This is a genomic window from Methylobacterium sp. WL7 (genome assembly GCF_008040085.1).
GTDB classification, from domain to species: Bacteria; Pseudomonadota; Alphaproteobacteria; order Rhizobiales; family Beijerinckiaceae; genus Methylobacterium; species Methylobacterium mesophilicum.
In genome coordinates, this window is record NZ_VRVG01000086.1 from 1 (window position 1) to 23895 (window position 23895).

At 70.7% G+C, this 23895-nt stretch carries 23 protein-coding genes and 2 pseudogenes; 12 read left to right on the forward strand and 13 right to left on the reverse strand.

The window, feature by feature from the left end; all coding sequences use genetic code 11:
* A pseudogene (locus FV233_RS19570) lies at window positions 1–522 on the reverse strand (diguanylate phosphodiesterase); the annotation flags it as partial.
* 301 nt (window positions 523–823) lie between these two features.
* Here FV233_RS19570 and FV233_RS19575 point away from each other — a divergent pair.
* Together FV233_RS19575 and FV233_RS19580 are read left to right on the forward strand one after the other, a co-directional pair.
* The gene (locus FV233_RS19575) at window positions 824–1696 is read left to right on the forward strand and encodes a MipA/OmpV family protein (protein WP_147898496.1); all 873 of its coding nucleotides are present in this window, start codon (window positions 824–826) and stop codon (window positions 1694–1696) included.
* 78 nt (window positions 1697–1774) lie between these two features.
* Window positions 1775–1996: a heavy-metal-associated domain-containing protein gene (locus FV233_RS19580; RefSeq protein WP_147898497.1), complete on the forward strand. Its 222-nt coding sequence runs from the start codon at window positions 1775–1777 to the stop codon at window positions 1994–1996.
* Between the two features lie 143 nt (window positions 1997–2139).
* Here FV233_RS19580 and FV233_RS30450 read toward each other — a convergent pair whose 3' ends face one another.
* On the reverse strand, window positions 2140–2289 hold the full coding sequence (locus tag FV233_RS30450; protein ID WP_187193489.1) for a hypothetical protein: 150 nt from the start codon (window positions 2287–2289) through the stop codon (window positions 2140–2142).
* 363 nt (window positions 2290–2652) lie between these two features.
* Between FV233_RS30450 and mnmG the strand changes: the two genes are divergently transcribed.
* The 4 genes from mnmG to FV233_RS19600 are packed head-to-tail and all read left to right on the forward strand — an operon-like array spanning window position 2653 to window position 7041.
* Window positions 2653–4542, forward strand: coding sequence for a tRNA uridine-5-carboxymethylaminomethyl(34) synthesis enzyme MnmG (gene mnmG, locus FV233_RS19585; protein ID WP_147898498.1), 1890 nt, complete (start codon window positions 2653–2655; stop codon window positions 4540–4542).
* Window positions 4539–5174, forward strand: coding sequence for a 16S rRNA (guanine(527)-N(7))-methyltransferase RsmG (gene rsmG / locus FV233_RS19590; RefSeq protein ID WP_147856582.1), 636 nt, complete (start codon window positions 4539–4541; stop codon window positions 5172–5174). The genes mnmG and rsmG overlap by 4 nt, the downstream gene beginning before the upstream one ends.
* A 35-nt stretch (window positions 5175–5209) precedes the next feature.
* Window positions 5210–6064 carry a ParA family protein gene (locus tag FV233_RS19595; RefSeq protein ID WP_147856585.1) on the forward strand — a complete coding sequence of 285 codons (855 nt, stop codon included), beginning with the start codon at window positions 5210–5212 and terminating at the stop codon, window positions 6062–6064.
* A 56-nt stretch (window positions 6065–6120) separates the two neighbouring features.
* On the forward strand, window positions 6121–7041 hold the full coding sequence (locus FV233_RS19600; RefSeq protein WP_147898499.1) for a ParB/RepB/Spo0J family partition protein: 921 nt from the start codon (window positions 6121–6123) through the stop codon (window positions 7039–7041).
* A gap of 500 nt (window positions 7042–7541) precedes the next feature.
* Here FV233_RS19600 and holA read toward each other — a convergent pair whose 3' ends face one another.
* The 5 genes from holA to FV233_RS19630 all read right to left on the reverse strand — a co-directional run bounded on the left by holA (window position 7542) and on the right by FV233_RS19630 (window position 13539).
* Complete coding sequence (gene holA / locus FV233_RS19610; protein ID WP_147857198.1) at window positions 7542–8573, reverse strand: DNA polymerase III subunit delta; 1032 nt, start codon at window positions 8571–8573, stop codon at window positions 7542–7544.
* A 7-nt stretch (window positions 8574–8580) separates the two neighbouring features.
* The gene (gene lptE, locus FV233_RS19615) at window positions 8581–9126 is read right to left on the reverse strand and encodes an LPS assembly lipoprotein LptE (protein ID WP_147857199.1); all 546 of its coding nucleotides are present in this window, start codon (window positions 9124–9126) and stop codon (window positions 8581–8583) included.
* A 121-nt stretch (window positions 9127–9247) separates the two neighbouring features.
* Entirely contained in the window at window positions 9248–10201 is a 954-nt protein-coding gene (locus FV233_RS19620; protein ID WP_147898500.1) for an AEC family transporter, read from the reverse strand.
* 108 nt (window positions 10202–10309) lie between these two features.
* Complete coding sequence (locus FV233_RS19625; RefSeq protein ID WP_147898501.1) at window positions 10310–12541, reverse strand: TonB-dependent siderophore receptor; 2232 nt, start codon at window positions 12539–12541, stop codon at window positions 10310–10312.
* Between the two features lie 131 nt (window positions 12542–12672).
* Window positions 12673–13539 (reverse strand): phosphatase PAP2 family protein, encoded by an 867-nt coding sequence (locus FV233_RS19630; protein ID WP_147855955.1) that lies wholly within the window; start codon window positions 13537–13539, stop codon window positions 12673–12675.
* A 209-nt stretch (window positions 13540–13748) separates the two neighbouring features.
* Between FV233_RS19630 and FV233_RS19635 the strand changes: the two genes are divergently transcribed.
* Entirely contained in the window at window positions 13749–14312 is a 564-nt protein-coding gene (locus FV233_RS19635; protein ID WP_147855954.1) for a hypothetical protein, read from the forward strand.
* The gene (locus FV233_RS19640) at window positions 14309–14746 is read left to right on the forward strand and encodes a hypothetical protein (RefSeq protein WP_147855953.1); all 438 of its coding nucleotides are present in this window, start codon (window positions 14309–14311) and stop codon (window positions 14744–14746) included. The genes FV233_RS19635 and FV233_RS19640 overlap by 4 nt, the downstream gene beginning before the upstream one ends.
* 73 nt (window positions 14747–14819) lie before the next feature.
* On the opposite strand, the gene FV233_RS19645 is transcribed toward FV233_RS19640, so the two are convergent.
* The 4 genes from FV233_RS19645 to FV233_RS19660 form a co-directional block, all read right to left on the reverse strand.
* On the reverse strand, window positions 14820–15680 hold the full coding sequence (locus tag FV233_RS19645) for an alpha/beta hydrolase (protein ID WP_147855952.1): 861 nt from the start codon (window positions 15678–15680) through the stop codon (window positions 14820–14822).
* 23 nt (window positions 15681–15703) lie between these two features.
* A complete protein-coding gene (gene dapD / locus FV233_RS19650) occupies window positions 15704–16549 on the reverse strand; it encodes a 2,3,4,5-tetrahydropyridine-2,6-dicarboxylate N-succinyltransferase (RefSeq protein WP_147855951.1) in 846 nt (281 codons plus the stop codon).
* A 99-nt stretch (window positions 16550–16648) separates the two neighbouring features.
* A complete protein-coding gene (locus tag FV233_RS19655; RefSeq protein WP_147855950.1) occupies window positions 16649–17098 on the reverse strand; it encodes a Crp/Fnr family transcriptional regulator in 450 nt (149 codons plus the stop codon).
* A 128-nt stretch (window positions 17099–17226) separates the two neighbouring features.
* A complete protein-coding gene (locus FV233_RS19660; RefSeq protein WP_147855949.1) occupies window positions 17227–17913 on the reverse strand; it encodes a response regulator transcription factor in 687 nt (228 codons plus the stop codon).
* Window positions 17914–18330: 417 nt separating this feature from the next.
* On the opposite strand from FV233_RS19660, the gene FV233_RS19665 reads away from it, so the two are divergent.
* Complete coding sequence (locus tag FV233_RS19665) at window positions 18331–18858, forward strand: L,D-transpeptidase family protein (RefSeq protein ID WP_147898502.1); 528 nt, start codon at window positions 18331–18333, stop codon at window positions 18856–18858.
* 3 nt (window positions 18859–18861) lie between these two features.
* Here FV233_RS19665 and FV233_RS19670 read toward each other — a convergent pair whose 3' ends face one another.
* Window positions 18862–19614, reverse strand: coding sequence for a YggS family pyridoxal phosphate-dependent enzyme (locus FV233_RS19670; RefSeq protein WP_147856099.1), 753 nt, complete (start codon window positions 19612–19614; stop codon window positions 18862–18864).
* A gap of 179 nt (window positions 19615–19793) precedes the next feature.
* Here FV233_RS19670 and leuS point away from each other — a divergent pair, with 179 nt between their 5' ends.
* From leuS to FV233_RS19685, 3 genes and pseudogenes are all read left to right on the forward strand, one after another.
* Window positions 19794–22376, forward strand: a complete 2583-nt coding sequence (gene leuS / locus FV233_RS19675) for a leucine--tRNA ligase (protein ID WP_147856100.1) — start codon at window positions 19794–19796, stop codon at window positions 22374–22376.
* Between the two features lie 246 nt (window positions 22377–22622).
* Window positions 22623–22886, forward strand: a pseudogene (locus tag FV233_RS19680) (type II toxin-antitoxin system RelE/ParE family toxin).
* Entirely contained in the window at window positions 22883–23164 is a 282-nt protein-coding gene (locus FV233_RS19685) for an XRE family transcriptional regulator (RefSeq protein WP_147856101.1), read from the forward strand. The pseudogene FV233_RS19680 and the gene FV233_RS19685 overlap by 4 nt, the downstream one beginning before the upstream one ends.
* Window positions 23165–23179: 15 nt before the next feature.
* Here the strand turns inward: FV233_RS19685 and FV233_RS19690 are convergent, their stop codons facing one another.
* Window positions 23180–23878 carry an ABC transporter substrate-binding protein gene (locus FV233_RS19690; protein WP_210247811.1) on the reverse strand — a complete coding sequence of 233 codons (699 nt, stop codon included), beginning with the start codon at window positions 23876–23878 and terminating at the stop codon, window positions 23180–23182.
* Window positions 23879–23895 lie beyond the last annotated feature (17 nt).

A 23895-nucleotide genomic window follows, 5' to 3' on the forward strand; every position in this document is an offset into this window, starting at 1 on the left:
GGGCTGGGCAAGGGGCTGGGCCGCCCGCGGCGGGCGCGTGGGAATTGCGGCCTCAGGCTCGGCCTCGGGGGGCGCCGGGATGCGCTCCGGCTCGGCCGGCGGCAGCGCGGCTGGCGGTGGCTCCAGGCGCGGCTCGGGCCGGGCCTTGAGGCCGGCGATCTCGGCATCCTGTGTGCCGACCACGGTGGTCAGGTCGCGGACGATGCCGCTGAGGAGCCCGAGTTCCACGGTCAACTCCTCGACCTCGGCCCGCAGCGCGGCGTCGCCCGGCCGCGGCGGCACGACGGCGGTCTCGGCCTTCAGCAGCCGCCGGGACAGCAGATCGACTTCGCCGGACAGCTTCTCGCAGCGCGCCTTCAGGGCGGCGGTACGCGCCTGGGCGAGGCCGGCCGCCACGGCGGCGAGCGCACCGAGCGCCAGGGCGCTCATGAGCGGCGCGAACACCGCCAGCGGCCCGAGCACGACGAGCGCCAGGAGCCCGGCCGCCAACAGCCCCGCGTACCGGCCGAGGACCGGGACCATCTTCAAAAACACCTACCCGGGTCACGCACCGGCCGCCGGGGGAAGTCCCGGGATGATTCGGCGGGCGAAGACCGATTCGATGATCTTTGTCGCCGTGCGGCCGCGGCGGCAAGGCGAGCGGACGCGAATTCCGCCCGGTGTGGTGCCGGAGCCAGCCGGAACGTTGCGGAATCGTCACGGCCGGGCGGTTTGCGAGTGATCGGAAGACGATTGCGCGGGGCGCTCATGTGGATGGAAAGAAAAGGCGCCATAAAGCGCGGCTATGGCCACAGTGTCTTCAAGCGTTCCGAAGTGCGTTCCGATGCCCCGTTCTCTCCGCCGTGTCGGCTCGTCCGTCGGCGCCCTCGTTCTGGTCCTCGCCGCCGCCCCGACCCGCGCGGCAGATCTTGAGGCGGCGCCCGCGCGCCGCGGGCCGGTCTTCACGCAGCTCGACCCGGGCGCCGTCGATCCGAGCACCTGGATCGTCACGATCAGCGCCTCGCTCCAGGCGATCCCGCGCTATCCCGGCGCCTCGGACTACACCGCGGTCGGCTATCCCTCGATCGACATCCGCAAGGCCGGCGAGCCGCGCCGCTTCTCGACCCCGGATGACGGCTTCAGCGTCTCGTTCTACGACGATCCGGTGTTCCGGATCGGCCCGACCGCCCGGATCGTGCCCGGCCGCTATTACGGCGACGACCGGCGCCACCTGTTCGGATTCCGGGATGCGCGGATCGCCCTGGAGCCCGGCGTGTTCGCCGAGTTCTACCCCTCTCCGTCCATCCGCACCCGCGTGGAAATCCGCCAGGGCGTGTACGGGCATCACGGCACGGTCGGCTCGTTGGCCGCCGACTACCTGATGCCCAAGGGTGCGTTCCTGTTCTCGATCGGCCCGCGCCTCAACGTCGGCGATGCCAGCTACGCCCGGAAGTATTTCGGCGTGTCGCCGGCCGAGGCCGCGCTCAACGGCCGCGTGACCCCGTACAATCCCGGCGGCTTCTACTCGGCCGGCGTGCTCGGCGCCGTGACCTACACCCAGAGCGAGACTTGGGCCTACACGGCCTATGCCGGCTACGCCCGGATCCTGGGCGCGTCCGGCGACAGCCCGCTGGTGCGCCGGCCGTTCGGCAACCCCGACCAGTTCCAGTTCGGCCTGAAGGTCGACTACGCGTTCCGCATGCCCGCTCAATTCTGAGGCGTCTTGCGCCGGCTGCGCCGCGCTCCGACATGGCCCGTCACAGGGATGCCGGTGACACGGTTGATGGAGGCCCGGATGGACGAGACACGCGCCGACCTGCTGATGCAGGTGGAGGGCATGACCTGCGACGGCTGCGCCGCCGCGGTGACCCGCACGGTCAACCGGATCGACCCGGGAGCCGAGGTCGAGGTGGACCGGGAATCCGGGCGTGTCGCGATCCGCACCGACGCCCAGGCCCTGGTGATCGCCGACGCCCTCACCAAGGCCGGCTACACCGCCGCGGCCATGACCGGGTGAGCGGAGGCCCGGTCGGCATCTCCCGTCCTCGCTCTCATCCAGGGAGGGGATGAGGCGTCCGGGCCCGGCTCGCGTTGGATGAGGTCGCGCCTCGGGATGCGGGCAGGGAACAGGTGACCCCCGATTTCGACCGCCACGCCCGCCTATGACCGGCTGAGGAACATCCCAGTCAGCAGCAGCCCGAAGGCCGCCAGGCCGAACAGGCCTTCCTTGCGGTGGGTGTGATCGAGGAAGTGGGCGGCGGCGCCGGCCGCGCAGCAGGCGGCACCCAGGCCGATGGTCAGCGACGACATCGCAATCCCTCCTCATCGCGCGCCGCCCGCCGACGCTGCGAAACAGTCCCGGTCCCGGGGCCTGTCGGACGTCGTTGTCCGTTCAGGATTTCATCTCGTTGGCAGGCTGACACGACGCGAAAGCACTGGCAAGCGTGCGCGAGAGCTTGTCTGTCTGCGCGCCGTCTAGAATTTCCGAAGCTCCGGCGGCAAGAAATCGTACTGCGCTCATCGGGACTGCATCGAATACTGCGCCCTGTTCATGGCCCCCTGCCCCGCCATGCGTGGGACACAGCCGTCGAGCGCGTCGATTCCCTGGTTCGATCCAAGGGTCCCGCGGCCGGATGCGTTGACCGTTCCGGCCGCGCCCGCGTAATCACCCGCATGCTCACCACATCATCCGACCGGTTCGACGTCGTGGTCGTCGGCGGCGGCCATGCCGGCGTCGAGGCGGCCGCCGCCTCCGCGCGCTGCGGCGCCCGCACCGCCCTGGTCACCCACGACCCCGCCACGATCGGGGCCATGTCGTGCAATCCCGCCATCGGAGGGCTCGGCAAGGGTCATCTCGTCCGCGAGGTCGATGCCCTCGACGGCCTGATGGGCCGGGTCGCGGATGCGGCCGGCATCCAGTTCCGCCTGCTCAACCGCCGCAAGGGCCCGGCCGTGCGCGGGCCCCGCACCCAGGCCGACCGCAAGCTCTACGCCGCCGCCATGCAGGCGGCCGTCGCCGAAACCGACGGCCTCACCGTGGTGGCGGGCGCCTGCGAGGATCTCGTCCTCGATCCGGAGGGCCGGCTCTCCGGCCTCGTGCTGGCCGACGGCCGGACGATCGCCTGCGCCGCCGTGGTGCTCACCACCGGCACGTTCCTGCGCGGGTTGATCCATATCGGCGAGCGCCAGATCCCGGCCGGCCGGGCCGGCGAGGCGCCGGCGATCGGGCTGGCCCAGACCCTCGACCGGCTCGGCCTGCGTCTCGGGCGGCTCAAGACCGGCACCCCGCCCCGCCTCGACGGACGCACCATCGACTGGTCCGGTCTGGAGATGCAGGACGCGGATGCCGACCCGGTGCCGTTCTCGACGCTCACGGAAAAGATCACCACGCCGCAGATCCGCTGCGGCATCACCCGGACCACCCAGGCAGTCCACGACCTGATCCGGGCCAACCTGCACCGCTCGCCGATGTATTCCGGCGGCATCGCCAGCCGCGGCCCGCGCTACTGCCCGTCGATCGAGGACAAGGTCGTGCGCTTCGGCGACCGGGAGGGGCACCAGATTTTTCTGGAGCCTGAGGGGCTGGACGACCCGACCATTTATCCCAACGGCATCTCCACGGCCCTGCCCGAGGCGGTGCAGCATGACCTCATCCGGCTGATCCCGGGGCTGGAGCGCGCCACGATCCTGCGGCCGGGCTACGCCATCGAGTACGATTACGTCGATCCGCGCGAGCTCGACGCCGGGTTGCAGGTCAAGCGCCTGCCCGGCCTGTTCCTGGCCGGCCAGATCAACGGCACCACCGGTTACGAGGAGGCGGCCGGCCAGGGGCTGGTCGCCGGGCTCAACGCCGCCCGGTTCGCCGGCGGCCTCGACCCCGCGACCTTCGACCGGGCCGAATCCTATCTCGGGGTGATGATCGACGACCTCGTCACCCATGGGGTCAGCGAGCCGTACCGAATGTTCACCTCGCGCTCGGAATACCGGCTCTCCCTGCGGGTCGACAATGCCGACGAGCGCCTGACGCCGCGCGGCCTCGCGCTGGGCTGCGTCGGCCGGCACCGGGCCGATCATTTCTCGGCTTCTCGGACAGAGCTTCAAGAGGCGCGCGGCCGGCTCGATGCCGTCAGCCTCACCCCAAGCCAGGCGGCGACCCACGGGATCGTGCTGAACCGCGACGGCATCCGCCGGAGCGCATTCCAGCTGTTGGCTTATCCCGAGATCGCCTGGGGGCAGGTTGCCGCGATCTGGCCGGAACTGGCCGAGACGTCCCCGCGGGTGGCCGACCGGCTCAAGACCGACGCCACCTACGCGGTCTATCTCGACCGGCAGAACGCCGACATCGCAGCCTTCCGGCGCGACGAGGCCGTGCGTCTGCCGGCCTCCCTCGACTATGCCGGGATCAGCGGCCTCTCGAACGAGATGCGGGTCAAGCTCGAAACCGTCCGGCCGGGCACCCTCGGCCAGGCGGCGCGGATCGAGGGCGTGACGCCGGCCGCCCTCACCCTCCTGGCGGCCCATGCCAGGCGGGCCGCCCCGGATGCTGGCCGGCGCGCGTCATGAGCGATCCGGACCGTGCCCGAATCCTGGCGGCCTCCGGTGTTTCACGTGAAACAGCCGCGCTGCTGGACCTTTACGTCACCCAGCTCCGGCGCTGGCAGCCGATCAAGAACCTCGTCGGCCCGGCCACCCTGGCGGAGGTCTGGAGCCGCCATATCGACGACGCGCTGCAACTCCTCGACCTCGCCCCCGAGGCCCGGACCTGGCTCGATCTCGGTTCCGGCGCCGGCATCCCGGGCCTGATCCTCGCCATCGCCGGCCGCGAGCGCGGCATCCAGGTCGATCTGGTCGAGAGCAACGCGCGCAAATGCGCCTTCCTCACCGAGACCGCCCGCCTCACCGGGGCGCCGGCCCGAGTCCGCAACGCCCGGATCGAGGCGGTGATCGGCGACTACCAGGGCGTCGACATCGTCTGCGCCCGCGCGCTCGCACCGATGACGCAGCTCCTCGCCTGGACCGAGCCGCTGTTGAAAACGGGCACCACCGGCCTGTTTCCGAAAGGGCGCGACGTGCAAGCTGAATTGACCCAGGCCGCCGCGCAGTGGAGAGTCGTTAACGACCTCGTGCCGAGCCGGACTGATTCCGAAGCCCGGATCGTGCGCGTCACTGCCCTCGCCGCCCCGAGCCATCGATGACCGAAGCGATCCTCGGCGACTCCGCCGACCGGTCCATGGATCCTTCCCGCGATCCCGTCTTGACCCCTGCCGAAAGACCGTCCGTGAGACATCCCCTGCGGATCCTGGCGCTGGCCAACCAGAAGGGCGGCGTCGGCAAGACCACGACGGCGATCAACCTCGGCACGGCCCTGGCGGCGATCGGCGAGGACGTGCTGGTGCTCGACCTCGATCCGCAGGGCAACGCCTCCACGGGGCTGGGCATCGACCGGGCGCGCCGTCACGTCTCGACCTATGACGTCATGATCGGCGAGGCGACGCTGGCCGAGGCGGTGATCCCCACGGCGGTGCCGCGGCTGTCGATCGCGCCCTCCACCATGGATCTGCTCGGCCTGGAGATGGAGCTGGCGACCCTGCCCGACCGGGCGCACCGGCTGCGCGGCGTGCTCAAGGACATCGCCCACGCCAAGGGTCTGGAGCGGATCAGCTACGTGCTGATCGATTGCCCGCCCTCGCTCAACCTGCTGACCATCAACGCGCTGGCTGCCGCCGACGCGGTGCTGGTGCCGCTGCAATGCGAGTTCTTCGCCCTGGAGGGCCTGAGCCAGCTGCTGCGCACGGTCGAGCAGGTCCGGGGCGCCCTGAACCCGAAGCTGACCATCCAGGGCATCGTGCTGACGATGTTCGACCCGCGCAACAACCTCTCCGCCCAGGTGGTGGCGGATGTGCGCGGCTTCATGGGCGACAAGGTCTACGAGACCGTGATCCCCCGGAACGTCCGCATCTCCGAGGCGCCGTCCCACGGCAAGCCGGCTTTGCTCTACGATTTGAAATGTGCCGGCAGCCAAGCGTATCTGCGCCTCGCCTCCGAGGTGATCCAGCGTGAAGGCCGGGTGCCGGCGGCGGCCTGATTGTGTGATCCCCAGAAGCCGGGGGTCGAGTGCGGAGCGTGACACGGGTGACAAGGATGGCGGAGGAGGGGGCACGACCCCGTCTCGGGCGCGGGCTCGCGGCGCTGATCGGCGATTTCGGCGACGCCGGACAGACGGCCAAGCTCGACGGAAAGATCGAGCCGCAGCGCAAGGTTCCGGTGGAATTCCTGCGCCCGAACCCGCGCAACCCCCGCCGCAGCTTCGGCGAGGCGGAGCTCGCCGAACTCGCGACCTCGATCAGCCAGCGCGGCATCATCCAGCCGATCGTGGTCCGGCCGCTCGGCGACGTGCCGGGGGCGTTCGAGATCGTGGCCGGCGAGCGGCGCTGGCGCGCGGCCCAGAAGGGCGGCCTCGACGAGGTGCCGGTGGTGATCGTCGAGATCGACGACCGCGCCTCGCTGGAATTCGCCATCCTGGAGAACGTCCAGCGGGCCGACCTCAACCCGATCGAGGAGGCCTCGGGCTACGAGCGCCTGATGCAGGATTTCGCCTATACCCAGAAGGAGTTGGCCGAGATCCTCGGCAAGAGCCGCAGCCACCTCGCCAACACCCTGCGGCTGCTCAACCTGCCGCCTTCCGTGCAGGACCGGGTCACCGCCGGGGAACTCACCGCCGGCCATGCCCGGGCGCTCCTGGCTGTGCGCGATCCCGAGGGGCTGGCCCGCCGGGTCGTGGCCGAGGGCCTGTCGGTGCGCGAGGTCGAGGCCGTGGCGGCGTCGGAGGCCGCCGAGGCCGCGAAGCCCGACACGCCCCGCCCCGGCCGCCCGCGGCTCTCCGCCGAGCGCCCTGCCCCGGTGCGCGACCTGGAATTGCGGATCCGCCGGGCCCTGGGCGTCGAAGTGACCTACAAGCCCAAGGACGCGGAATCCGGTGAGATCCGCATCCGCTACGAGACGCAGGACGAGCTGGAAGGCCTGCTCAACCGGTTCAAGGTGTCGGAGCCGGAGGAAGGCTGACGGCGGTTGCCGGGGTTCGTCCAGCGCCCGGCCGCACAGCGACGCGCATCCGAATCATCTCCCTCATCCTGAGGCGCCGGAGCGCAGCGGAGGCCTCGAAGGAGGCTTCCAGGGATCGCATGGCTGGCTGGAGGGCTCCTTCGAGGCTGCTCCGCAGCACCTCAGAGGCTGTGAGTCTTTCGATTTATCGCTCGCGACAGACGATGACGCTGCTGCATTCCTCGGGAGGTTCATCCGGGCCTGCGATCCCAGATGGGACGTTCCCCCGAAGGTTTGGGCCCAGGTCGATGACGGAGCGCGACACGCCCCCTCTCCCGCACGGGAGAGGGGGCCCGCGGCTCGTGCTGGGGGCATAGGCCAATCTGGCGCTGCTAAGGCGTCGGGTGCATGGGAAATCGAAGGGCGATCGATCGAAAGACTCACAGCCTCTCAGGATGAGGGTGTGGGTGGGATCGATGCAGGCCGTTTCGCTTCCTCGGAAGCGAGGCTGACACGATGCTCTAACGCCGCCGCCGCGCCCCCGCCTCCGCCACCCGCAGCAGGGCCGCGGAGGCCAGAGCGTGGGCCAGTTCCGGCTCGGCCCGCCGGCAGGCCAGGACGGCCTCCTGCAGGGCCTTGGCGGCCTGCCGGAGGGTGCCGGCCGGCCAGGTGGCGAGCTGGCCCTCGATGCTGGCCTTGCGCTTGAAATGCAGGCCCCGCCAGGCCGCAGCCATCAGGGCCGGGGTCTTGTCCGGATTGTCGAGGCGGGTCGCCAGCAGGGTCAGGGCGTGCCGGAGGGCCGAGCCCAGCACCACGCCGGGATCCAGCCCCTCGTGCCGGAAGCGCCGGTAATCGCGCTCCACCGCCTCGCGGCGCCCGTCGAAGGCGGCATCGATCAGGGTGTTGAGCACGCTGGCGGCGACGTCGCTGGTGACCGCCTCGACATGGTCGAGGGTCACGGTGCCCTCCCCGGCCGCGTAGAGCGCCAGCTTCTCGATCTCCATCAGGCTCGCCCGCCGGTCGCCGCCGAGGCTGCGGACCAGGACCTCCCGGGCGGCCCGGTCGATCCGCAGGCCGCGCTCCTGGAGGGTGCGGTCGATCAGGTCGGCGAGCGTGCGCTCGTCGTCGGCGTAACAGGGGATCGCCAGCGCCCGGGCCGAGCGCTCGCAGAGGACGCGCATCGGGTTGTTCTTGGCGAGGTCGCCGCCCTCCACGACGACGCGCGCGTCGGCGATCTCGGCGGCCAGAACTGCCTCGACCGCGGGCGCGTAGTTGCGGCTGCCGGGCCGGACCCAGATCGACCGGCGGCCCCCGAACAGGCCCATCGTGCCGGCCTCGTCGCACAGCCGGCCCGGGTCGGAGGCGAGGGTGTCGCCGTCGATCCGCACCAGCGCGAAGGGATCGCCGGGGTCGGTGACGAAATCCTCGGCGAGCTTGCGGGCGCGCTCGGTGACCAGGCCGGTATCGGGCCCGTAGACCAGGATCACCGGGATACGCGGGTCGGGCCCGCGCCGGATCAGCCCCTCGATCTCGCCCGCCTTGACGGCCGTCAAAGCCGGCTCACGGCTTGGTCGACAGCACGGCCGCGAGGCGGGTCTTGATCTGGTCCGCCAGCACGCTGGCCAGGCGGATCTCGGCGTCGCGCGCCGCCCGCTGGCTGGCGAAGCGCTGGACCGAGCGGTCGTAGGTCGCGGTCGAGGTCGCCACGCCCTCGGTGTAGACCTTGGCGCCGGCCATGTCCTCCAGGCTGTACTTGATGTTGGCGACCAGCGTGCCGGCCTCGGCGCGGCCGGTGGTGGAGGAGACGATCGGGGTCTGCACGATCTCGGAGCCCGAGAGCTTCAGCCGATAGCGCTTGCTCGACGGCTGGCCCGACCCGTCGAGCTCGAACACCAGTTCGCTGCGCAGGTAATGCCCGAGCCGCTCCTGGCCTTGCGCCATCGCCACGTCGTCGACCTGCACGGCGGCCAGCAGCGCCTGCACGGTCTCGCCGGAGGCGGTCGGCCCGTACAGGGGACGGAAGCAGGCCGACAGGCTCAGCGCCAGGCCGGCGACGCAGGCGAGGCGGCCGATCCGGCCCGCAACCGATACTTCCGAACGCACCATCACGTCGCCGTTCCGCCCCGCTTCGTCGCCGCCCCTCTTAGCCCGGACCGGGAGGGCCGCGCCATGAGGCTACGCGGCAACCGTTACGATTCCTCTGCGGCGGGAGCGTGGTCGAAGGGTTTCAGACCGTTGCCAGATAGCCCGACACCGTGACGATCGACAGGATCGTCGAGACCAGCACCACCCGGGCGGTCAGGTCGGCCTCCCGGCGGTAGAATTCCGCCAGCATGAACGGGCCGGTGCCGGTGGGGAGGGCCGCCATCAGCACCGCGACGTGCAGCAGCAGCGGCGGCAGGTCGAACAGGAAGCGGCCGAGCCCGTAGGCCAACAGCGGCTGCCCGGCGAGCTTGAGGCCGACCAGCAGGGCGGCCGCCCGGGTCTGCGCGCCGCCGGGCCGGCGCTTCTGGGCCAGGAACAGGCCGAGCGCCACCAGGGCGCAGGGCGAGGCCGCGCCGCCGAGGAGCTTCAGGAAGGTCTCGGCCGACGCCGGCAGGGTGAGGCCGGCGGTCGGCACCAGGGCGCCCAGCGCCGGCGCCACAAGGAGCGGGTTGCGGACCAGCGACCGCCCGACCGTGCGCCAGACCGGGACGCCGGCTCCCCCCGCGCCGCCGTCGCCCGTCTCCCGCCGCAGGCCGGTCTCGATCAGCACGATCGCCACCGCAAACACCCCGCAGACCGTGAGGATCGCCGCCACGGTGGTGGGCGCCAGCGCCTCCGGGCCGAAGGCGACGAGCCCCAGGGGGAAGCCCATGAAGCCGGTGTTGGGATAGCCGGCGTTGAGCCCGTCCACGGCGGCGTCCGAGAGCGGACGCCCCTCCCCCCGCCGGATCAGCACCGTCACGCCGAACACAGCCAGGCTGCTCAACCCGAAGGCGCCGATGAAGCCGGGCTTCCATATCGCGCTCCAATGCGCGTGCGCGGTCACGTCGAACAGCAGGGCCGGCAGGGCCAGGAACACCACGAACCGGTTGAGTTCGGTGGTCGCGGCAGTGCCGAGCACGCCGATCCGCCGGGCCAGCCAGCCGGCGAAGATCAGCGCGAAGATCGGCAGCACGACCAGCAGGGTCGAGAGCATGGGCGGCCCGGGTGGGAGGACGAGGCTCCGGCCTTAGGACAGGAGCCGCATCGACCTCCAGTGCCGGGGACGGGGACCTGCCATGCTCCCCTGCCCCCGCGGGAGCCGCTACCAGCGATAGATCAGGCTGCCGATCACCGTCGCGGGGGCTCCGCGATAGCAGAAGCCCGCCTGGCAGTTCGTGTAGCTGCGGTCGAAGATGTTGAACGCGTTGATCTGCGCGCGAAAACCTTTGTACTTCGGATCGAGCGCCGCGAAGTCGTAGGCGACCAGGGCGTCGAACAGGGTCACGGTCGGGTTGCGGACGGTGTTCTCGTCGTCGGCGAAGCTCGTGCCGGCGTAGCGGATACCGCCGCCGAGCTGCAGGCCGGAGAGCATCGAGCCCGGCGGGAACAGGTAGGTCCCGAAGACGCTGAAGCTGTCGCCCGGGATACCCGAGAGGGTGTTGCCGTCGATCGGCTGGCCGGTGACCAGCGAGGTCTGTCGCAGGAACCGGAAATCGAGATGGGTATAGGCCAGCGTCAGGTTGGTCCCCGGCGCGAAATTGGCGGTCATCTCGGCCTCGAATCCCTTTGACTCGACCGAGCCGCTGGCGACGACGTTGGCGATGTTGTTGGGATCCTGGCGCAGGAGCGAGGACTGGACGATATCGAAGCCGGCAAACGAGCCGGTGATGTTGGTGTTGGGGATCGCCGCCTTCACGCCGGCCTCGATCTGGTCGCCGGTCGCGGCCCGGAACGGGTTTCCGTTCACGTCGATGCCGACCTGGGGTGTGAACGTCGTCGCGTAGCTGGCGTACGGCACCAGGGTATCGGTGAGCAGGTAGTTCAGGCCGACCCGGCCCGAGAAGGCACGGTCGGCCTGGTTGGCGACCGTGCCGGCGGTCTGGTCGGCGGTGTTCTGGAACACCCAGTCGTGCCGCCCGGTGAGCGTCAGGATGAAGCGTCCGAGCTTGGCCTGCTCCTGCAGGTAGACGCCGATCTGGTCCTGCGCCTGGCTCTGGAAGTTCGTGATGCGCGGCCGGGCGATGACCTGCTGGCCGTAGTTCAGCGTCAACAGGTTGAGAGCCGGCGCGGCCCCGAAGCCGAAGGCGCGCGTGTAGTCGTAATGGGCGTAGTCGACGCCTCCGATCAGGGTGTGCTGGATCGGCCCGGTGGTGACGTGGCCTTCGAGCTGGGTGTCCACGGAGATCTGGCTCAGCGTGTCGAGATAGGCGCCCGCGGTGCGTGAACCCAGGGTCCGGGCAGGGTTCAGGCCCGTGATCGACGTGTAGTCGTAGTCGGCCCGGACGTCGTAAAAGCGGACATTCTGGCGGACGATCAGGTCCGGCGAGAACGTGTGCTCGAAGGCGTAGCCGATGCGGTACTGCTGCTGCTTGTACTGGTTGAACGCCGGGTCGCCGGAGTAGAAGTTCGTCACCCGGAAGCCGGGGTCGTTGAAGAAGAACGAGGTGCCGGGCAGGCGGGATTCGAAGTACTCGCTGAGGAACGTGAAGCTGGTGTCGGAATCCGGCCGCCACGTGAAGGACGGGGCGATGAAAGTGCGGTCGTCGTCCCCGCCCGGCAGGTAGGTGTTGGACTGGCGCTTCACCCCGGTCACGCGATAGGCCAGCGTCCCGTCGGTGCCCTCCACCGGGCCGCCGATGTCGAAGTTGCCCTGGAAGCGGTCGTAGTTTCCGGCCTGGAACTGCACCTCGCCGAAGGGCACGAAGACCGGGCGCTTCGAGATGGAATCGACGATACCGCCGGGCGAGCCGAGGCCGTAGAGGCCCGAGGCCGGCCCCCGCAGGATGGTGACCGCCTCCAGCCCGTAGGGCTCGCTGCGCGGGATGGTCAGGCCGACGGCGTTCAGGCGCAGGCCGTCGCGGAAGATGCCGTTGTAGGTCGCACTGAAGCCGCGGATGTAGAAGGCGTCGTAGCGCGGATCGAAGCCGAACACGCTGCTCGACACCCCCGGCGTGTAGGCGATCGCCTGGGCCAGGTCCTGCACGTTGCGGTCGTTGAGCTGCTCGCGGGTGACCACCGAGACCGATTGCGGGGTCTCGATCAGCGGCGTGTTGGTCTTGGTCGCGGTCGGGCTCACGCGGGCGACGTAGCCGGTGACGCCGGAGGGGCCGCCGCCCCCGCCGCTGGTGGCCGCGCTGTCGCCGTCGCCGCCGCTCACGTTGGCGCCGCCGAAGCCGGCCCCGGCCGGAAACGCCGCGGCGGGGCGGGTGGCCTCCACGGAAATCTCGTTGAGCTGCACGTCTGCGCCCTGCGCGGCGGCGTGCGGGACGAGGACGCCCTGCGTCAGGGCGGTGGCGGTGAGCAGAAGCCCGAGGCGGGCGGAACGCAGCGGCATGATAGATCCTGGGATGCGCCACGCGTCGGCGCTTCAACCCCAAGATCATCCAGCCACGGGCAATCGATCAACCCGAAAACGTGTTGCAAATCACACACTTAGAGGTGTTCAAATCTGGAATCGTTCGAGTCTCAGAACTCCAGCGGCGGCTCCCGCAGGGCGTCGGCCTCGCGGGTGCAGGTGGCTTGGTCGGGGGCCGCGCCGCCGCCGGACAGGGCGCCCCGGAGCTCGGCCCGCGCCTTGTCCAGGTCGGCCCGGAAGCCCGGATCGCCCATCAGCGTGGCGAGGACCGAGGAGCCGGTGATCCGCCCGGCCGCCACGTCGCTCAGCCAGTGCACCCCGCACACGACCCGGCTCTCGCCGTAGGCCCGGCCGCGCGCCAGGATCGCGGTCGCCTTCTCGGGCACCAGGGAGGCCAGGATCAGCGCGTAGGCCCAGCCCTGCGTGGCGTGGCCGGATGGGTAGCTGAAGCTGTCGGTGAGCGCCTGGGTCCGCTGGACGCAGATCGGCGCCTCGTTGCCCACGAACGGCCGCAGCCGCCGGTAATGGACCTTCGGGCCGCGGGTCGCCCGGGCGAGGTCGAGCCGCGTGCGCTCGAGGAGATTCATCACCGCCGGCACCCGGGTCTGGTCGATGCGAGTGCCGAGCACGCAGGCGAAGTTGTCGAGGACCGCGGAGGCCCCCTCCGACACGTCGTTCGCGGCGATTTCCCAGCGGGCGCTGCCCTTCAGGGCGCGGGTGCTGTTGAAGGCCGCCCGGTCGGCCTTGTCGAGCGGCGCGTCATGGGCCGGCGGCGCAGGCAGGATCTGGACGGCATCGGGAACCGCGGTCTCGGCGAGATAGGGCTTCACCGCCGGCTTGCCGGGCTTGAGCGTGTCGGCCCCGAGCGACGGCGCCGCCGGCGGGTTCGCCGGGGCTGGCTGGGGCATATCCTCGGCGCGCACCGAGGTCGCGGCCGCCAGCAGAGCGAGGATCGGCAAGGTCAGGGTGCGGCGCATCGGATCCGTGGCGGTGTCGGCGAAGGGGCGAGAGCGGAGGCGGGGCGGTCCCGCAGACAAACGAACGACTTGGCGGGACGGTTCAGTCCGCACACAGGGCTCTCATTCTGTCCAGGGGCGAACCCGGCGGTTCGGCGAGCGGCCGGGGCGGTTGACCCGGGCCCGCGTCCGCGCGAACCCTGCACCCCCCGCTCCGGCCTTCAGACCCCATGGCTCAGCCGCTCGACCGCGCCCGCCTCCTCGAGGCTTTCGAGGCACTCGGTGCCGACCTCGCCGAGTACGGCCGGTTCGTCGAGATCGCCGTCTACGGTGGCGGCGCGCTGATGCTGCAATTCGCCTGGCGGCGTGGCACCGAGGATGTCGATGCGGTCGTGCGGCCCGGCTACGACGAGGCGGCCCTGGCACCTTCGGTGGCCCGGGTCGCCGCGCGGATGGGGCTGGAGCCGGATTGGCTCAACGATGCCGTCGGGATGTTCACGCCGCTCGACGAGGATGAGACGCTCTTCGCCCTGTCCGGCACCTTCCCCGCTGATGGGACGCCGGGACTTCGAACGGTCGTGGCCAAGCCCGCCTACCTCTTGGCGATGAAACTCCATGCCCTGCAGAGCCTGGATCGCGGCGATCGTGACCTGAATGACGCCCGTGCCCTGGCCGCTTACTTGGACCTGCGTGATGTGGATGCCCTGGTACAGCTGTACCGCGCGATCTACGGCGAGGACCCATCATCGGAGGCCCGCAGTCGTTTCTCGGCCGTCTTCGCGGGGACGTCATGAGGCCGCGTTCCCTGGCCGCGGTGGTCGAGCGCGCGCGCGGTGACGGCGACTGGGAGCATCACCTGCGCGACTTCCTCGACGCCTTCTACGCGGCCGACGGCGACGTCGCCCGGCAGTCCGCATTCGTGGCCGACGAGCCCGGACTGCTGGGGCGGCCGGAGGCGGATGCGTTCCTGGGCGGGGCCGGGGAGCATCTCGCCCGGCGCTGGGGCCTGCCCATCCCCGGTTGGGTCCGGGCCGAGGAGCGGTACCTGACGACGGCCCTGTTCGTCCCGGGCGACAAGGCCCTGCGGGGCTACCTGATCTGCGTCAGCCCGGTGTCGTTCCGGACGCGGCTGATCTTCACCGGGCCCGATCCGCTCCAGCGCGCCCGCTTCCCCTACCATCGCGGCGTCATCACGATGCCGGCCGAACATGGGTTTCCGAAGGGCTGAGCCCCTGACGCACCAGGGCTCCGCCCTGGACCCGCGAAAGGTCTGGGACCCTTCGAAACCATGATTTGGCCGGCTAATTTTCTCGGAACGCCGCCGCGACCGCCGTGGGAAACTCCTCGTGCGGGCTGAGCGCTCCGGGGATCGCCGTGCCGGCGACCCGGCCGTGGGCGATCAGCGCGTCCATCTCGGCCCCGGAGCGGCGCGGGGCGTTGTCCGGCCGCAGCACCAGGGTCGGGGGCAGGCCGTCCCCGAACAGGTCGAGGAAGGCGGCGCGGTCGGCCACCGGGTCGAGGCCGCCGGTGACGAAGGCGGCGGTGCCGAAGCGACCGTTGCGCTGCCGGGTGACGGCATGCTTGGCGCGGATCAGCGCCGGCGTGACGTGGGCCGCGTCCGCGTAGACGTGGGCGCGCATCATCCGGCCGATGATCGGCGGGCTGATGTTGAGCCGGTAGAGCGCCTCGCCCAAAACCGGCGCCTCGACGGCCCGGCGGATCCGCGGGAACCAGTGCGCCCGGCTCGGCATCGCGGTGGGCAGCGGCCCACGCCAAGTCGGCGCCACCAGCACCAGACGCTCGAAGGCCTGGGGGTGCCTGCGCGCCGCCGCGACCAGATAGCCGGCGGCGTGCCCGGCGGCGATCCCGATCGCGTAGGGGCCGGGGGCGGCGCTGAGCAGCGCGTCCAGGAACGCGTGCAGGGTGTCCGGACCGAGGGGCAGGCGGCTCCGCGGCCGAGCGCCGAAGCCCGGCCAGTCGGGCACCAGGCAGCGGTACTCCGAGCCGAGGGCGCGGGCGAGATCGCGCATCTCGGCCCGGTCCGAGATCGTCGACAGTGCCGGCAGCAGCAGCGCGTCGCGCCCCGTGCCGATCACGTCGCACGGGGTCGGCACCGGCCGGCCCGCTACGATCAGCTCCAGGTTCCGCGTCGTCGTCACCAAGCCGCCCCCAAGTCACAAAAGAATCAGGTGCGCAGCAGCTCGTTGATGGCGGTCTTGGAGCGGGTGCCGGCATCGACCCGCTTGACGATCACGGCGCAATACAGGCCGGGGCCGGGGGTGCCGTCCGGCAGCGCCTTGCCGGGCATCGTGCCCGAGACCACCACGGAGTAGGGCGGCACGCGGCCGTACATCACCTCGCCGGTGCTGCGATCGACGATCTTGGTCGAGGCGCCGATATAGACGCCCATGGACAGCACGCTGCCCTGGCCGACGATGACGCCCTCGGCCACCTCGGCGCGGGCGCCGATGAAGCAATCGTCCTCGATGATCACCGGGTTGGCCTGGAGCGGCTCGAGCACGCCGGCGATGCCGGCGCCGCCGGAGATGTGGCAGTTCTTCCCCACCTGCGCGCAGGAGCCGATCGTCACCCAGGTGTCGACCATGGTGCCTTCGCCGACATAGGCGCCTAGGTTGACGAAGCTCGGCATCAGCACGGCGCCCGGCGCAATGTAGGAGCCGCGGCGCACGAAGCAGCCCGGCACGGCACGCAAGCCCGCGGCGCGGAACTCCGCCTCGCCCCAGCCCGCGAACTTGGACGAGACCTTGTCCCACCACGGCGCGCCGCCGGGGCCGCCGTCGATCGCCGCCATGTCGTTGAGCCGAAAGGACAGCAGCACCGCCTTCTTCAGCCACTGGTTGACGACCCAATCGTGGTTGCCGCTCTTCTCGGCGACCCGGGCCTTGCCGGAATCGAGCAGGTTCAACGCCTCCTCGACGGCCTCGCGGACGGCGCCCTGGGTCGAGGTCGAGATGCCGGCCCGCTCTTCCCAGGCCGTCTCGATGGTCTTGGCGAGGTCGGAGGTGGACATGGCGGTTCGATGCTCTTGGCGGGAGTAGGTTTGCGGGAGCCCGTGCTTACTCGCGGGCACCGGGGCTGTCACCCGGGGAGCCGGCGCAATCCGCCCGGATCAATCCTCCAGCAGCACCCGCACCCGGTCGAGATCGGTCACGAGGTCCACGAGGTCGATCGCCAGGGTGTCGTAGACGGATTGCGCGGCTGCGGGGAATTCCTCCAGCACGCGCCGCATCAGCGTGGGGGTGATGCGCATGACCTCGGCGGCGCCTTCGGCCCGGGCCTCGGTCGGTCGGGTGCCGCGCACGAACAGGGCGAGCTGCCCGATCAGCGCCGAGCGCCCGGCGCGCACCGGCTCGGCGTCCGCCACCCGGGGGCTGAGCCGGATCGTACCGGACATCACCACGAAGCCGCCGTCGGCCGGGTCGCCGCGGGCGAACAGCAGGTCGCCGTCCGCCAATTCGCGCCGCTCGGCCGCGAAGGTCAGCAGGCGCAGCGCGTCCCGGTCGAGGAAGCCGAACAGCGGCGCGTCGGCGAGGATCGCGATGTCGTCGTCGAGCCCCAAGGAACCGCCTCACCGCCTGCGTGCAAACGAGCCTGCGCCCCGCCTACACGCAAATCCCTAAAGCCCTTCCCGATCGCGTTGCAATCGCGCTTGGCTCTCGGTTCTGGCCGTGACGCGCAACGAGCCGATCAGGGCAGCAGCTTGTAGCCGCCGCCTTCGGTGACGAGGATCGCCGCGGTGGCGGGGTTCGGCTCGATCTTCTGGCGCAGCCGGTAGATATGCGTCTCCAGCGTGTGCGTGGTGACGTGGGCGTTGTAGCCCCAGACCTCGGCCAGCAGCGTGTCGCGGTTCACGACCGCCCGACCGGCCCGGTACAGGAAGCGCAGGATCGCGGTCTCCTTCTCGGTCAGCTTGAGCTTCGAGCCGCGCTCGCCGACCAGCAGCTTGGCGCCGGGCCGGAACGTGTACGGGCCGATCTGGAACACCGCGTCCTCGGACGCCTCGTGGCTGCGCAGATGCGCGCGGATCCGGGCGAGCAGGATGCCGAACTTGAACGGCTTGGTGACGTAGTCGTTGGCGCCCGCCTCAAGGCCCTCGACGTGGTCCGCCTCCGAGTCCTGCGCCGTCAGCATGATCACCGGGCCGCGGAAGCCGCCGGCCCGCATCCGGCGCACGGCCTCGCGTCCGTCGAGGTCGGGCAGGCCGACATCCATCACGGCGAGGTCGATGCGCTCGGCCGCGACCCGCCGGACCGCGTCCGCGGCGTTCGCCTCGGTGACCACGGTGAATTCTTCGCAGAGGTCGAGCTGCTCGGTGAGCGTGTCGCGCAGGATCGCGTCGTCGTCACAGATCAGCAGGCGATAGACATTCGACATCGTCCGGGGCCCTGGAGCACGCTGCGGGACCGGGAGACCCGGCGTCCGGGGACAGCGCGCGATGACAAGGATCTGGAGCACGCCGCCCGTCGCGTGACAACACGGCCGGCTCCAGGAAAGCGGGGCCGGCGCGCTGGAATCCAGGGGCGTTCGGTCCCCCCGTCGCAGGGCGGTGGGCTGATTCGCTCCCGAATCCCGGCTTCGACGGCCTGGGTTCCGCCGCAAGGATAGGGCTTCGTTTGTGGCCGGACATTGCCTTGTGCGCAATTTTTCACGGTTTCGGTATTGGATACCGGGCATAACCCCCGCCGGTCCGCCCCGGGCGCCACGCCGCCGCGGCCGGACCGGGGCGCGTGCGGCCGGCAGGGGAGGGGTGTTGTGCGGGGACATCGGCGCGAGCGGCCCGGATCGGTCCGCATGACCGTGAGTGAGATCCGGGTTCGCGCACTGGTCGGCGACCGCTGCCGGGGCCAGCTCCTGGTCGGCCCGGCGGTGATCCCCTGCGCCCTCGGGGCGGGCGGCATCGTGTCCGACAAGCGCGAGGGCGACGGCGGCTCGCCGCGCGGACGCTTCCGCCTGCGGGGCGGCGCGTACCGGCCGGACCATCTCGGCCCGCGCCCGCGCACGGCGCTGCCCCTGCGGGCGACCCGGCCGGGGGACGGCTGGTGCGACGACCGCCGGGACCGCCGCTACAACCGGCCGATCCGCCTGCCGGCCCCGGGCGTCAGCGCCGAAGCGATGTGGCGCGACGACGGGCTCTACGACGTGGTGATCGACCTCGACTACAACCGCGCGCCGATCCGGAAGGGGCGGGGCTCCGCGATCTTCCTGCACATCGCCCGGGACGGCTACCGCCCCACCGAGGGCTGCGTCGCCCTGGCCCGGGCGGACCTGCTGCGCCTGCTCGGGCGCCTCGGCCCGCGCACGCGTCTGCGGATCGGGTGAGGCTCACGCCTTCCGGGTCCTGGCCCCGAAGATGGCGGTCCCGACGCGGACATGGGTGGCGCCTTGCTGGATCGCCGCCGGAAAATCCGCGCTCATGCCCATCGAGAGGATCGGCAGGTTGTGATCCCGCGCCAGGCGGGCGAGCAGGGCGAAATGGGCCGAGGGCGGGTCCTCCGCGGGCGGGATGCACATCAGGCCCTGGATCGCGAGCCCGTGGGTGTCGCGGCACTCGGCCAGCAGCGTGGCGAGCTGATCCGGGAGGACCCCGGCCTTCTGCGGTTCCGCGCCGGTGTTGACCTGGATCAGCAGCGTCGGGGTCCGACCCGCGCGGTTGATTTCCTTGGCGAGCGCCGCCGCGAGCGACAGCCGGTCGAGGGCGTGGATCACGTCGAACAGGGCCACCGCCTCGCGGGCCTTGTTGGATTGCAACGGGCCGACGAGGTGCAGCTCGACATCCGGGTAGCGGGCGCGCAGGTCCGGCCACTTCGCGACGGATTCCTGGACGTAGTTCTCCCCGAACACCCGGTGCCCCGCCTCGAGCGCCGGGACGATGCCCTCCGCCGGCACGGTCTTGGAGACGGCCACCAGCCGGACCTCCGCGGGGTCGCGCTCCGAATCCTCGGCCGCCTGCGCGATGGCGGCCCGCACCTCGGCCAGGCCGGCGGCGACATCGGCTTCGCCGACCGGGAGCTTGGCGGTGGGCTGCCCCATCCCGTCTGTGGCGGGAGCGGTCTGCCCGGTGATCGCGTCGTCCATCGCGTGCCTGTCCTGATGGGACATCGGTCCCTTGCCCCGCCGACCTATGCCGTTGCGCGCCTCGCGCAAGCCCGGACCCATGCATCCGTTGACCGGCTCCGGCGCAGATATGCTACTGGGCCGCAACCGTGCCGCGGCTCTCCCCGATCAGCCGCCGAGCCTCTGACCCCGCCGGACCCATGACCAGCACCGCCCCCCAGCCCGTCGAGCGCTACAACGCCAAGGATGCCGAGCCGCGCTGGCAGGCCGCCTGGGCCGAGCAACGCCTGTTCGAGACCGACAATGCCGACGGGCGCCCGAAATACTACGTGCTGGAGATGTTCCCGTACCCGTCGGGGCGGATCCACATGGGCCACGTGCGCAACTACGCGATGGGCGACGTGGTCGCCCGGTACAAGCGCGCCCGGGGCTTCAACGTGCTCCACCCGATGGGCTGGGACGCGTTCGGCCTGCCGGCCGAGAACGCCGCCATGGAGCGCAAGGTCAACCCGCGGGACTGGACCTACGCCAACATCGCGTCGATGCGCGACCAGCTGAAGGCCATGGGCCTGTCGCTCGACTGGAGCCGGGAGATCGCGACCTGCGACCCCGATTACTACAAGCACCAGCAGCGGATGTTCCTCGACTTCCTGGACAAGGGCCTGGTGACCCGGCGCACCGCCAAGGTGAACTGGGACCCGGTCGATCACACCGTGCTCGCCAACGAGCAGGTGATCGACGGGCGCGGCTGGCGCTCCGGCGCCCTGGTCGAGCAGCGCGAGCTGACCCAGTGGTTCTTCAAGATCACCGACTTCGCCGAGGATCTGCTCACAGCCCTCGACGGGCTGGACCGCTGGCCGGAGAAAGTCCGGCTGATGCAGAAGAACTGGATCGGCCGCTCCGAGGGGCTGGAAGTCCGGTTCGCCCTGGCCCGGCCCCCGGCCGGTGCGGCCGAGTCCGTGACGGTCTACACCACCCGGCCCGACACCCTGTTCGGAGCCCGGTTCCTGGCGATCGCGGCCGACCATCCGCTGGCGGCAGCGGTTGCCGCGAACAACCCGGATCTCCAGGCCTTCATCGAGGAATGCCGGCGCACCGGCACCGCCCAGGCGGCGATCGACACCGCTGAAAAACTCGGCTTCGACACCGGCCTGACCGTCCGCCACCCCCTCGACCCGGCCTGGACGCTGCCGGTCTACGTCGCGAACTTCGTGCTGATGGACTACGGCACCGGCGCGGTGTTTGGCTGCCCGGCGCACGACCAGCGCGACCTCGACTTTTCCAACAAGTACGGGCTCGGCAACGTCCCGGTGGTCTGCCCCGAGGGGCAGGACCCGGAGGCGTTCCTGATCACCACCACCGCCTATGTCGAGGACGGGCGGATGATCCATTCGCGCTTCCTCGACGGCATGACCACCGGGGAGGCCTTCGAGGCCGTGGCGCGCCGGCTCGAGCAGGAGGGCGTGGCCAAGCGCAAGGTCCAGTTCCGCCTTCGCGACTGGGGCGTCTCGCGCCAGCGCTACTGGGGCTGCCCGATCCCGATCATCCACTGCGAGTCCTGCGGCCCGGTGCCGGTGCCGGTCTCGGACCTGCCGGTGAAGTTGCCCGAGGAGGTCTCGTTCGACCAGCCCGGCAACCCGCTGGAGCGCGACCAGGCCTGGCGGACGGTGCCGTGCCCGCAATGCGGCGCACCGGCCCGGCGCGAGACCGACACGATGGACACGTTCGTCGATTCGTCCTGGTACTACGCGCGCTTCACCGCGCCCTGGCTCACCGACGCCCCCACCGACCGCGCCACGGTCGATCGCTGGCTGGCGGTGGACCAGTATATCGGCGGCATCGAGCACGCGATCCTGCACCTGCTCTACGCCCGGTTCTTCATGCGGGCGATGCGCGAGACCGGCTGGGCCGGCGTCTCCGAGCCCTTCGCCGGCCTGTTCACGCAGGGCATGGTCGTCCACGAGACCTACAAGGACGCGACCGGCGCCTGGGTGCCGCCCGCCGAGATCCGCTTCTCCACCGAGGAGGGCGAGCGCCGCGCGTTTCACGTGAAAACTCAGGCGCCGATCGCGATCGGTTCGATCGAGAAGATGTCGAAGTCCAAGAAGAACGTGGTCGACCCGGACGACATCATCGCGAGCTACGGGGCCGACACGGCGCGCTGGTTCGTCCTCTCCGATTCGCCGCCCGAGCGCGACGTGATCTGGAGCGAGGAGGGCGTGCAGGGCGCTGCCCGGTTCGTCCAGAAGGTCTGGCGGCTGACCCATGCCGCGCTGGCCGCGAGCGGGGATGGCGCCGCCGACCTCACCCTGCGCAAGGCCGCCCACCGGGCGCTCGCCGCCGTGCAGGACGATATCGAGCGCCTGCGGTTCAACCGCTGCGTCGCCCACATCTACACCTTGGCCAACGCCCTCGAGGACGGGCTGCGCGGGCCGGTCTCGCGCGCGGCGGCGACGGAGGCGGCGGGCATCCTGGTGCAGCTCATCGCCCCGATGATGCCGCACCTCGCCGAGGAATGCTGGACCACGCTCGGCCGCCCCGGCCTCGCCGCCCAGGCCCCCTGGCCTGAGGCCGAGGCCGGGCTCCTGGTCGAGGACGAGATCACCCTGCCGGTCCAGATCAACGGCAAGAAGCGCGCGGACGTGACCGTGCCGCGCGACGCCGACGCCAAGGCGGTGGAGGCCGCCACCCTGGCCCTGGAGACAGTCCAGAAGATCCTGGAGGGCAAGCCGCCGCGCAAGGTGATCGTGGTGCCGGGGCGGATCGTGAACTTGGTGGTGTGAAGGGGGCGGGCTGGATGTATGTTCTGCCCGCCCCCTAATTACGTAGCAAGACAAGACGTGGTTGAACCCGTCGGCAAACCAGAGTGTGTTGCACGCGATACGACATGCGCGCTCCCGCCGGCTGCAGCATTCAAGCCGGATGCCTTGCAGCGGTGTATCGATTTCGATACAGTTCGGGGACTCGTCGTGAAGCCTGTCACGTTCTTGGGTGATAGCCGAAAGGTACTTTAGTCTTTTCCGGACGCCATTCGCTACAGGTCCGGCGTGGAATTACGCGCTGTCCAGCTGGGCTTTGAACCGGATGATTGGAAACCCATCACCACCGTGGCTCCGGGTGTCAGGGAGATAAGGATCTGAGACCGCTCGGGAGCATTCCGAATCATCTATTTGGCGACGCTTCCGGATCGTGTGTTGGTCCTTCATGCGTTTCAGAAGAAGACGCAGCAGACCTCACAGCACGATATCGATGTCGCGACCAAGTGCCTCAAGGATTGGAAGGCCGAGGCATGAACGCGGAAACCTTTGACACCGTTTTCGAGGCGCTGGCCGACACGCCTGTCGAAGCCGCCAACATGACGGCACGCGCCGACCTGCTGCTTGCAATCCGAGAACGGGTCAAATCATGGGAGTTGTCGCAAGATAGCGCGGCCGCGCGGCTCGGTCTTACGCGCCCGCGCCTCAACGACCTGATGCGCGGGAAACTCGATAAATTCTCGCTGGATGCGCTCGTAAACATCGCTAGTTCGGCCGGCTTCGCATTGCGAATCGAGCTGATCGAAGCGGCATAGAGAACCCGGCTCGGCTCACGGCGCCGCCAGCCCCGGATCCTGCCCGTTGGCCTCCAGGCTCCGCGCGACGAATCCGTGCGCCTTCGCCTGCGCCAGGAAACCTGCAAGAAAGGCCGCCCCCGCGTCCCGGCCGACCGGCAGGCCCATCGCCTGCGGGATGTCCATGAAATGTCCCGGCAGTAACCGCACCTCCTTGTGGGCGGCCGCATAGGCGGCGAGCGGCTGGTGGACCCCGGCGGCGACATCGAGCCCGTCCCGGGCGAAGGCCGTGACCGCCTCCGCCGAAGTCGGCGCCCGCACCAGGGTGGCGTGGCGCAGCGCACGGGTCAGGAACAGGTCGTAGGCGCTGCCGCGTCCCACCGAGACGCGCACTCCGTCGCGGTCGACCGCCTCCAGGGTCCGGATCGGCGAGGCGGCCGGCACCAAGTAGCTGCCGGCGATCAGCACGTAGGGGGCCGTGAAGGCGATGCCCTCGGCGCGCTGCGGGTCGATCGCCAGGAAGCAGATGTCCCAGGTCCCGGACCGGGCCGAGGCCGAGACGGCGCCCGCGCCGGGAAACGTGACGAACGTCACCGGCACGCCGAGCCGCTGCGCCAGCGCCCGGGCGAGATCCACCGACACGCCGGCCGGGCCGTCCGCCCCGGATCGGGCGAGCACCGGATTGCCGAGGTTGATCGCCGCTCGGAGGGTGCCGGTAGGGGCGAGGTCGTGCAGGGCCGCAGGGGAGGGGG

What these genes read in the sequence shown, in the direction of transcription:
- FV233_RS30450 (WP_187193489.1), bottom strand. Translation starts at nt 2,289, where the DNA reads ATGTCGTCGCTGACCATCGGCCTGGGTGCCGCCTGCTGCGCGGCCGGC.
- leuS (WP_147856100.1), top strand. Translation starts at nt 19,794, where the DNA reads ATGACCAGCACCGCCCCCCAGCCCGTCGAGCGCTACAACGCCAAGGAT.
- rsmG (WP_147856582.1), top strand. Translation starts at nt 4,539, where the DNA reads ATGAGCGATCCGGACCGTGCCCGAATCCTGGCGGCCTCCGGTGTTTCA.
- FV233_RS19625 (WP_147898501.1), bottom strand. Translation starts at nt 12,541, where the DNA reads ATGCCGCTGCGTTCCGCCCGCCTCGGGCTTCTGCTCACCGCCACCGCC.
- FV233_RS19640 (WP_147855953.1), top strand. Translation starts at nt 14,309, where the DNA reads ATGAGGCCGCGTTCCCTGGCCGCGGTGGTCGAGCGCGCGCGCGGTGAC.
- FV233_RS19670 (WP_147856099.1), bottom strand. Translation starts at nt 19,614, where the DNA reads ATGGACGACGCGATCACCGGGCAGACCGCTCCCGCCACAGACGGGATG.
- FV233_RS19580 (WP_147898497.1), top strand. Translation starts at nt 1,775, where the DNA reads ATGGACGAGACACGCGCCGACCTGCTGATGCAGGTGGAGGGCATGACC.
- FV233_RS19665 (WP_147898502.1), top strand. Translation starts at nt 18,331, where the DNA reads ATGACCGTGAGTGAGATCCGGGTTCGCGCACTGGTCGGCGACCGCTGC.
- lptE (WP_147857199.1), bottom strand. Translation starts at nt 9,126, where the DNA reads ATGGTGCGTTCGGAAGTATCGGTTGCGGGCCGGATCGGCCGCCTCGCC.
- FV233_RS19685 (WP_147856101.1), top strand. Translation starts at nt 22,883, where the DNA reads ATGAACGCGGAAACCTTTGACACCGTTTTCGAGGCGCTGGCCGACACG.
- dapD (WP_147855951.1), bottom strand. Translation starts at nt 16,549, where the DNA reads ATGTCCACCTCCGACCTCGCCAAGACCATCGAGACGGCCTGGGAAGAG.
- FV233_RS19575 (WP_147898496.1), top strand. Translation starts at nt 824, where the DNA reads ATGCCCCGTTCTCTCCGCCGTGTCGGCTCGTCCGTCGGCGCCCTCGTT.
- mnmG (WP_147898498.1), top strand. Translation starts at nt 2,653, where the DNA reads ATGCTCACCACATCATCCGACCGGTTCGACGTCGTGGTCGTCGGCGGC.
- FV233_RS19630 (WP_147855955.1), bottom strand. Translation starts at nt 13,539, where the DNA reads ATGCGCCGCACCCTGACCTTGCCGATCCTCGCTCTGCTGGCGGCCGCG.
- FV233_RS19595 (WP_147856585.1), top strand. Translation starts at nt 5,210, where the DNA reads ATGGATCCTTCCCGCGATCCCGTCTTGACCCCTGCCGAAAGACCGTCC.
- FV233_RS19635 (WP_147855954.1), top strand. Translation starts at nt 13,749, where the DNA reads ATGGCTCAGCCGCTCGACCGCGCCCGCCTCCTCGAGGCTTTCGAGGCA.
- FV233_RS19660 (WP_147855949.1), bottom strand. Translation starts at nt 17,913, where the DNA reads ATGTCGAATGTCTATCGCCTGCTGATCTGTGACGACGACGCGATCCTG.
- FV233_RS19600 (WP_147898499.1), top strand. Translation starts at nt 6,121, where the DNA reads ATGGCGGAGGAGGGGGCACGACCCCGTCTCGGGCGCGGGCTCGCGGCG.
- FV233_RS19620 (WP_147898500.1), bottom strand. Translation starts at nt 10,201, where the DNA reads ATGCTCTCGACCCTGCTGGTCGTGCTGCCGATCTTCGCGCTGATCTTC.